Here is a 6,353-nt window from a genome sequence, read left to right as displayed (position 1 = left end):
GGCAAGCCTCGCTCCTACGCGAATTATTGTAGGAGCGAGGCTTGCCCGCGAAGACTTTCTTGAAGCTGGCTTAGATCAGCGGCTCATCCGCCTTCTTGTGCTTCCAGCTGTCATTGCCCGGCAGGATCAGGTTCAGCGCAATCGCCACCACCGCGCACAGCGCGATGCCCTTGAGGCCGAAGTCATCCGGGCCGGTGCCGGTACCGACCAGCACACCGCCAATGCCGAACACCAGGGTCACCGAAACGATCACCAGGTTGCGGGCTTCGCCCAGATCGATCTTGTGGCGGATCAGCGTGTTCATGCCCACCGCAGCAATCGAGCCGAACAACAGACAAAGAATCCCGCCCATAACCGGCACCGGGATGCTTTGCAGCAGCGCCCCGAACTTGCCGATGAACGCCAGGCTGATGGCGAAGATCGCCGCCCAGGTCATGATTTTCGGGTTGTAGTTCTTGGTCAGCATCACCGCACCGGTCACTTCGGCATAGGTGGTGTTGGGTGGACCGCCAAACAGGCCGGCAGCGGTGGTAGCGATGCCGTCACCGAGCAGTGTGCGGTGCAGGCCTGGTTTCTTCAGGTAGTCGCGACCGGTCACGCTGCCCACCGCAATCACGCCGCCGATGTGCTCGATGGCCGGGGCCAGGGCCACCGGAACGATAAACAGGATCGCCTGCCAGTTGAATTCCGGCGCGGTGAAGTGCGGGATGGCGAACCAGGGTGCAGCGGCAATCTTCGCCGTGTCGACCACGCCGAAATAGAACGCCATGCCAAAACCCACCAGCACGCCGGAGATGATCGGCACCAGGCGGAAAATGCCTTTGCCGAATACCGCGACGATCAGTGTGGTCAACAGCGCGGGCATCGAGATCAGCATCGCCGTCTGGTAATGAATCAGCTCGCTGCCATCGCCAGCCTTGCCCATCGCCATGTTGGCGGCAATTGGCGCCATGGCCAGGCCGATGGAGATGATCACCGGGCCGATCACCACCGGTGGCAGCAGGCGATCGATGAAGCCGGTGCCTTTGATCTTCACGGCAAGGCCGAGGAAGGTGTAGACGAAACCGGCCGCCATCACGCCGCCCATGGTCGCGGCCAGGCCGAACTGGCCCTTGGCGAGAATGATCGGGGTGATGAAGGCAAAGCTCGACGCCAGGAACACCGGCACCTGACGCCCGGTGACGATCTGGAACAGGATTGTCCCCAGGCCTGCGGTAAACAGCGCCACGTTAGGGTCCAGGCCGGTAATCAGCGGCATCAACACCAGGGCGCCGAAGGCCACGAACAGCATCTGTGCGCCAGACAGCACCGTGCGCCAGAGCGGATCGTTGAACTCTTGTTGCATGCTTACGCGTCCTTCTGCTTGGTGCCGAAGATCTTGTCGCCAGCATCGCCCAGGCCCGGGATGATGTAACCGTGCTCGTTCAGTTTCTGATCAATGGACGCGGTATAGATGGTCACATCCGGGTGAGCTTTCTCGACCACGGCGATGCCTTCAGGGGCGGCAACCAGCACCATGGCGCGGATTTCCTTGCAGCCTGCTTTCTTCAGCAGATCAATGGTCGCAACCATTGAGCCACCGGTGGCAAGCATCGGGTCGATGATCATCGCCAGGCGTTCGTCGATTTCCGGTACCAGTTTTTCCAGGTAGGTGTGAGCTTCGAGGGTTTCCTCGTTGCGCGCCACGCCCACGGCGCTGACTTTGGCGCCTGGGATCAGGCTGAGTACGCCGTCGAGCATGCCGATACCGGCGCGCAGGATCGGTACTACAGTAATTTTCTTGCCGGCGATTTTTTCGACCGACACAGTGCCGCACCAACCTTCGATATCGTAGGTTTCCAGCGGCAGGTCTTTGGTGGCTTCATAGGTCAGCAGGGCGCCGACTTCCTGAGCGAGCTCACGGAAATTCTTGGTGCTGATGTCTGCGCGGCGCATAAGGCCAAGTTTGTGACGGATCAGCGGATGGCGGATCTCGAGAATAGGCATGGGGAAAGGCTCCGGCGGCGGGCAAAAAAACCGGCCTAGATTAATCTATCCGAGGGTGTTGTCCTATAGACAATAGAGTACGTTAGTCCACAAACGCTTGATCTGGCCTCGCGGGATGCGTACCTTTGCCCGCTTTTCTTGAACTGCCACCCCTGGAGAGCGCCATGTCCGCTGATCTCGAGCATATCCGTCAAATCATGCGAGAGGCTGACTGCCTGTACACCGAAGCTGAAGTCGAGGCGGCCATCGCCCGCGTCGGTGCGCACATCAACGATGAACTGGCGGACAGCAACCCGGTGGTGTTCTGTGTGATGAACGGTGGGCTGATTTTTGCCGGCAAACTGCTGACCCATCTGCATTTCCCGCTGGAAGCGTCCTATCTGCATGCCACCCGCTATCGCAACGAAACCAGCGGTGGCGAGCTGTTCTGGAAAGCCAAGCCGGAAGTGTCGTTCATCGACCGTGACGTGCTGATCATCGACGACATCCTCGACGAAGGTCACACCCTGGGCGCGATCATCGACTTCTGCAAACACGCCGGCGCCCGCAAAGTGCACACCGCCGTGCTGATCGACAAGGACCACGACCGCAAGGCCCGCCCGGACCTGAAGGCCGATTTCGTCGGTTTGCCATGCATTGACCGCTACATTTTCGGTTACGGCATGGATTACAAAGGTTACTGGCGCAACGCCAACGGGATTTTTGCCGTTAAGGGAATGTAAGCAATGGCCGCACCAAGCTTTCTTGATCAAACGCTGTTCACTGAATTGGCCGAGAAAGCCGGGGCCAATCCTCGTGGGCGTCAGCACCACAACTTCCACCTGATGGAAGATGCCTGCCACCGGATGGCGGTCGGGCTACAACCGGCTACCTATATTCCACCTCACCGTCATTTGGGCGAAAACAAGGCCGAAACCTTGTTGGTCCTTAAAGGGCGGTTGGGGCTGTTGATTTTCGACGAAGCGGGCGCCGTGGTGAAAAAGCAGGTTTTGCAGGCTGGCGGCGACTGTGTTGGCGTGGACCTGCCAACGGGCGTGTACCACGGTTTGGTGGTACTTGAAGCCGACAGTCTGATGTTCGAATGCAAGGCTGGCCCTTATCGACCGGTTGGTGAAGGGGAACTGCCGCATTGGGCACCGCGCGAAGGTGAACCGGGTGTCGCAGACTACCAAGCCTGGATGCGCGCGCAGTTCGACTGATCTGCCCTTGCACATTGTGGGGGCGAGCTTGCTCGCGATGGACGTCAAAGGTAATACGGGCTGCCTGAATGCCCGTGTTGACCGTAATGCTGTTCAGTTAAGGCATTTGTAGGAGCGAGCTTGCTCGCGAAAAACTTCAGGACGCCGCGTTCATTCACAATGTCCGCGTTATCGTTAATGTTTTCGCGAGCAGGCTCGCTCCCACCGTTGTTAGGCAATTCAGCCTCCTGGCACATGCTAAAGTGCCCGGCCCCGCCCACCGGAGCCTGCCATGAGTCCTCTGATCCGCTGCTGCGCCGCCTTATTGCTCACCTTCAGTCTCCCTCTGGCCGCTGCCCCGGCGCCGATGCACGGGCAGTTCCTGCCACCGGACGACCTGAGCCTGCGTGACGCTGAACCCGAACAGCAACAACTCCTGCAAGTTACCGAATATTCAGTAGTGGTCGGCAGTCAGCGCCAGTCCAATCAACAGCCGATTCCCGTCACTTCGCCGCTTTTAGTACGCCTCAAGGGCAAGTCCTTGAACAAGGGAGCGACCATCAATCAGGTACTGGTCAATTTTGATGGCGAGAGCAAAAGCCTGAAAAAACCGGTCTACGACGACAAGAGCAAGACCCTGACGCTCTATTACCCACTGGCGCAATACCGGGTGGTGATCGATTTGTTGCGCAATGACACGGTGTATTGCCAGTTCCTCAGTTACGCCAATGGCCATGTCTGGGCCGATTTGCACACCGGGGCTGTTCGTCCGCGTTGAGTGCCGGGCCCGCGCAGGGGTAAACTGCCCGCCCCGTGAAATGTCTGCGAGCTGGAGTCGGCAATGCGTAAAGATAAGAAGCAAGTGATTGGTGACGAGATCGGCGACGCGCAGATCAAGTTGTTCCTCGATTTTGAACCGGTCGACGCCACTTCGCCGTCGTTGCACAAACTGATCAAGGCTTATCGTGGCCTGCGGATCGATGATTTCGAGCGTTTCCTGACGTTCTTCGTCGAAGCGGGTTACGACGTGAATGGCAAGGATGAGCACGGCCATAATTTCATTGCCCTGATCAAGGATCAGCGCAATGCGCCGGAATACATTGAGCTGATCGAAAAGGCTCGCGGCTGAACATCAAAAGATCGCAGCCTTCGGCAGCTCCTACAAAAGAACGCGTATTCCTGTAGGAGCTGCCGAGCGAAGCGAAGCTGCGATCTTTTAAGGAACCATAAAAAACGCCCCGTTCTCGATGAGAGCGGGGCGTTTTTTTATGGAGGCCGAATCAAGCGTAGCTTTCGGTCTCGCTGCTGGCTTCAACCAGTTCCAGAGCAACGTTGTTCTGCGTGTTGATCTTGCGATACAGCGCAGCATCGGTCTCCAGAACCTTTTCCCGAGCCGGGAAGATTTCCGCCAGTTTGGCAGCCCACTCGCCCTTGGTTTTACCCGGGAAGCATTTTTCGATCAGCTCAAGCATGATCGAAACCGTCACCGAGGCACCTGGCGAAGCGCCGAGCAGGGCAGCGAGGGAGCCGTCCTTGGCCGCGACCAGTTCGGTACCGAACTGCAGGATGCCGCCTTTTTTCGGGTCTTTCTTGATGATCTGTACCCGTTGGCCAGCCACTTCCAGGCGCCAGTCTTCGGCTTTCGCTTCAGGGTAGAAACGACGCAGGGACTCCAGGCGCTGCTCCATCGACTGCATCACTTCGCTGACCAGGTACTTGGTCAGGTCCATGTTGTTTTTCGCCACCGCCAGCATCGGGCCGATGTTGCCGGCGCGAACCGACATCGGTAGGTCCATGAAGGAACCGTGCTTGAGGAACTTGGTGGTGAAGCCGGCGTATGGTCCGAACAGCAGGGATTTCTTGCCGTCGACGACACGGGTATCCAGGTGTGGCACGGACATCGGTGGCGAACCTACCGCTGCCTGGCTGTAAACCTTGGCCTGGTGATGCTTGACCACTTCCGGGTTGTCGCAACGCAGCCACTGGCCGCTGATCGGGAAGCCGCCGAAACCTTTGCTTTCTTCGATGCCCGAGGCCTGCAACAGCGGCAACGCTGCGCCGCCAGCGCCGAGGAAGACGAACTTGGCGTCGACTTCACGGCTGTTGCCGCTGTTGACGTCCTTGATGCTGACGGTCCAGCCGCCATTGTTGCGCTTGAGGCCAGTCACGCGCTTGCAGTACTTGACCTGGGCATCGGGTGCGCTGGTCAGGTGCTTGAGCAACTGGTTAGTCAGGGCGCCGAAGTTGACGTCGGTGCCATTGATCACGCGGGTGGCGGCGAGGGTTTCGCCAGCGTCGCGCCCAGGCATCATCAACGGCATCCACTCTGCCATCGTAGCTTTGTCTTCGGTGTATTCCATGTCGGCAAAGGCGTGGTGCTTGCTCAGCACCTTGAAGCGCTCCTTGAGGAAGGAAACGCCGCTGTCACCTTGCACGAAACTCAGGTGCGGAACCGGGCTGATAAACGATTTGCACGAGCCGAACGTGCCTTTCTTGGTCAAGTACGACCAGAACTGCTTCGACACCTCGAACTGGGTGTTGATGTGCACGGCTTTCTTGATGTCGACGGCGCCATCGGCAGCCTGCGGCGTGTAGTTCAGCTCGCACAGGCCGGCGTGACCGGTACCGGCGTTGTTCCACGGGTTGGAACTCTCCGCGGCACCGGAATCCATCAGCTCGACGACTTCCAGCTTGATCGCGGGGTCGAGCTCTTTGAGCAGTACCGCAAGGGTGGCGCTCATGATGCCGGCCCCTACCAGTACTACGTCGACTGCTTCGTTATGCGCCATTTAACGCGTCTCCAAAATCTGCAGCACCAAATTGACGGCATGGCTGCCAGGAGTGACGGGGCGTGTCAGTGATGCCCCAGGTACCCATGGCAGTATCGCCATGTCCGAATCTTCGCAATTTTTTGCAACTTCGACGGACGCTACCTGCCGGGTCTGATAAGAGTCATATGAACTCATTTCAACGAGCGGCTGGCAATTCGACTTATGGTCGATACATCCGTTTGTGCAACCAAATCCGTAGCGGACAGGCTTCAGGCTCCGGTGTTCGAGGAGTACTCGGTCCTGTGTCGTTGGGCTGTTGTAGACGCTAATGGTGCATGTTCAGACGCAAAACTATTCATTTGCTCGCCACACTCTTGTGAAGTTGTGAAAACCCGTTTTTTTCACGCTCTTTTGAAGA

The 6,353-nt window shown here is 58.3% G+C and carries 7 protein-coding genes; 4 read left to right on the top strand and 3 right to left on the bottom strand.

The features are described from left to right. Positions 1 to 70 precede the first annotated feature (70 nt). Entirely contained in the window at positions 71 to 1,345 is a 1,275-nt protein-coding gene (locus ACRESJ_RS07130) for a uracil-xanthine permease family protein (RefSeq protein WP_431757277.1), read from the bottom strand. A gap of 2 nt (positions 1,346 to 1,347) precedes the next feature. After that, positions 1,348 to 1,986, bottom strand: coding sequence for a uracil phosphoribosyltransferase (gene upp, locus ACRESJ_RS07125; RefSeq protein WP_431757276.1), 639 nt, complete (start codon positions 1,984 to 1,986; stop codon positions 1,348 to 1,350). Positions 1,987 to 2,150: 164 nt separating this feature from the next. On the opposite strand from upp, the gene ACRESJ_RS07120 reads away from it, so the two are divergent. The 4 genes from ACRESJ_RS07120 to ACRESJ_RS07105 all read left to right on the top strand — a co-directional run bounded on the left by ACRESJ_RS07120 (position 2,151) and on the right by ACRESJ_RS07105 (position 4,293). Continuing rightward, positions 2,151 to 2,708 (top strand): hypoxanthine-guanine phosphoribosyltransferase, encoded by a 558-nt coding sequence (locus ACRESJ_RS07120; protein ID WP_431757275.1) that lies wholly within the window; start codon positions 2,151 to 2,153, stop codon positions 2,706 to 2,708. 3 nt (positions 2,709 to 2,711) lie between these two features. Next, entirely contained in the window at positions 2,712 to 3,185 is a 474-nt protein-coding gene (locus tag ACRESJ_RS07115; RefSeq protein ID WP_431757274.1) for a WbuC family cupin fold metalloprotein, read from the top strand. A 271-nt stretch (positions 3,186 to 3,456) separates the two neighbouring features. Then, positions 3,457 to 3,942 (top strand): hypothetical protein, encoded by a 486-nt coding sequence (locus ACRESJ_RS07110; protein ID WP_431757273.1) that lies wholly within the window; start codon positions 3,457 to 3,459, stop codon positions 3,940 to 3,942. Positions 3,943 to 4,005: 63 nt separating this feature from the next. Next, positions 4,006 to 4,293 (top strand): PA4642 family protein, encoded by a 288-nt coding sequence (locus ACRESJ_RS07105; RefSeq protein ID WP_431757272.1) that lies wholly within the window; start codon positions 4,006 to 4,008, stop codon positions 4,291 to 4,293. Between the two features lie 151 nt (positions 4,294 to 4,444). On the opposite strand, the gene mqo is transcribed toward ACRESJ_RS07105, so the two are convergent. Then, on the bottom strand, positions 4,445 to 5,953 hold the full coding sequence (gene mqo, locus ACRESJ_RS07100; protein ID WP_431757271.1) for a malate dehydrogenase (quinone): 1,509 nt from the start codon (positions 5,951 to 5,953) through the stop codon (positions 4,445 to 4,447). Positions 5,954 to 6,353: the final 400 nt, after the last annotated feature.

This window comes from Pseudomonas sp., assembly GCF_050739655.1.
Classification (GTDB): domain Bacteria; phylum Pseudomonadota; class Gammaproteobacteria; order Pseudomonadales; family Pseudomonadaceae; genus Aquipseudomonas.
This window is presented reverse-complemented; position numbering and strand designations above follow the sequence as displayed.

Coding starts and splice junctions, on each gene's coding strand:
- ACRESJ_RS07120 (WP_431757275.1), top strand. CDS start 2,151: ATGTCCGCTGATCTCGAGCATATCCGTCAAATCATGCGAGAGGCTGAC.
- ACRESJ_RS07130 (WP_431757277.1), bottom strand. CDS start 1,345: ATGCAACAAGAGTTCAACGATCCGCTCTGGCGCACGGTGCTGTCTGGC.
- ACRESJ_RS07105 (WP_431757272.1), top strand. CDS start 4,006: ATGCGTAAAGATAAGAAGCAAGTGATTGGTGACGAGATCGGCGACGCG.
- ACRESJ_RS07110 (WP_431757273.1), top strand. CDS start 3,457: ATGAGTCCTCTGATCCGCTGCTGCGCCGCCTTATTGCTCACCTTCAGT.
- upp (WP_431757276.1), bottom strand. CDS start 1,986: ATGCCTATTCTCGAGATCCGCCATCCGCTGATCCGTCACAAACTTGGC.
- ACRESJ_RS07115 (WP_431757274.1), top strand. CDS start 2,712: ATGGCCGCACCAAGCTTTCTTGATCAAACGCTGTTCACTGAATTGGCC.
- mqo (WP_431757271.1), bottom strand. CDS start 5,953: ATGGCGCATAACGAAGCAGTCGACGTAGTACTGGTAGGGGCCGGCATC.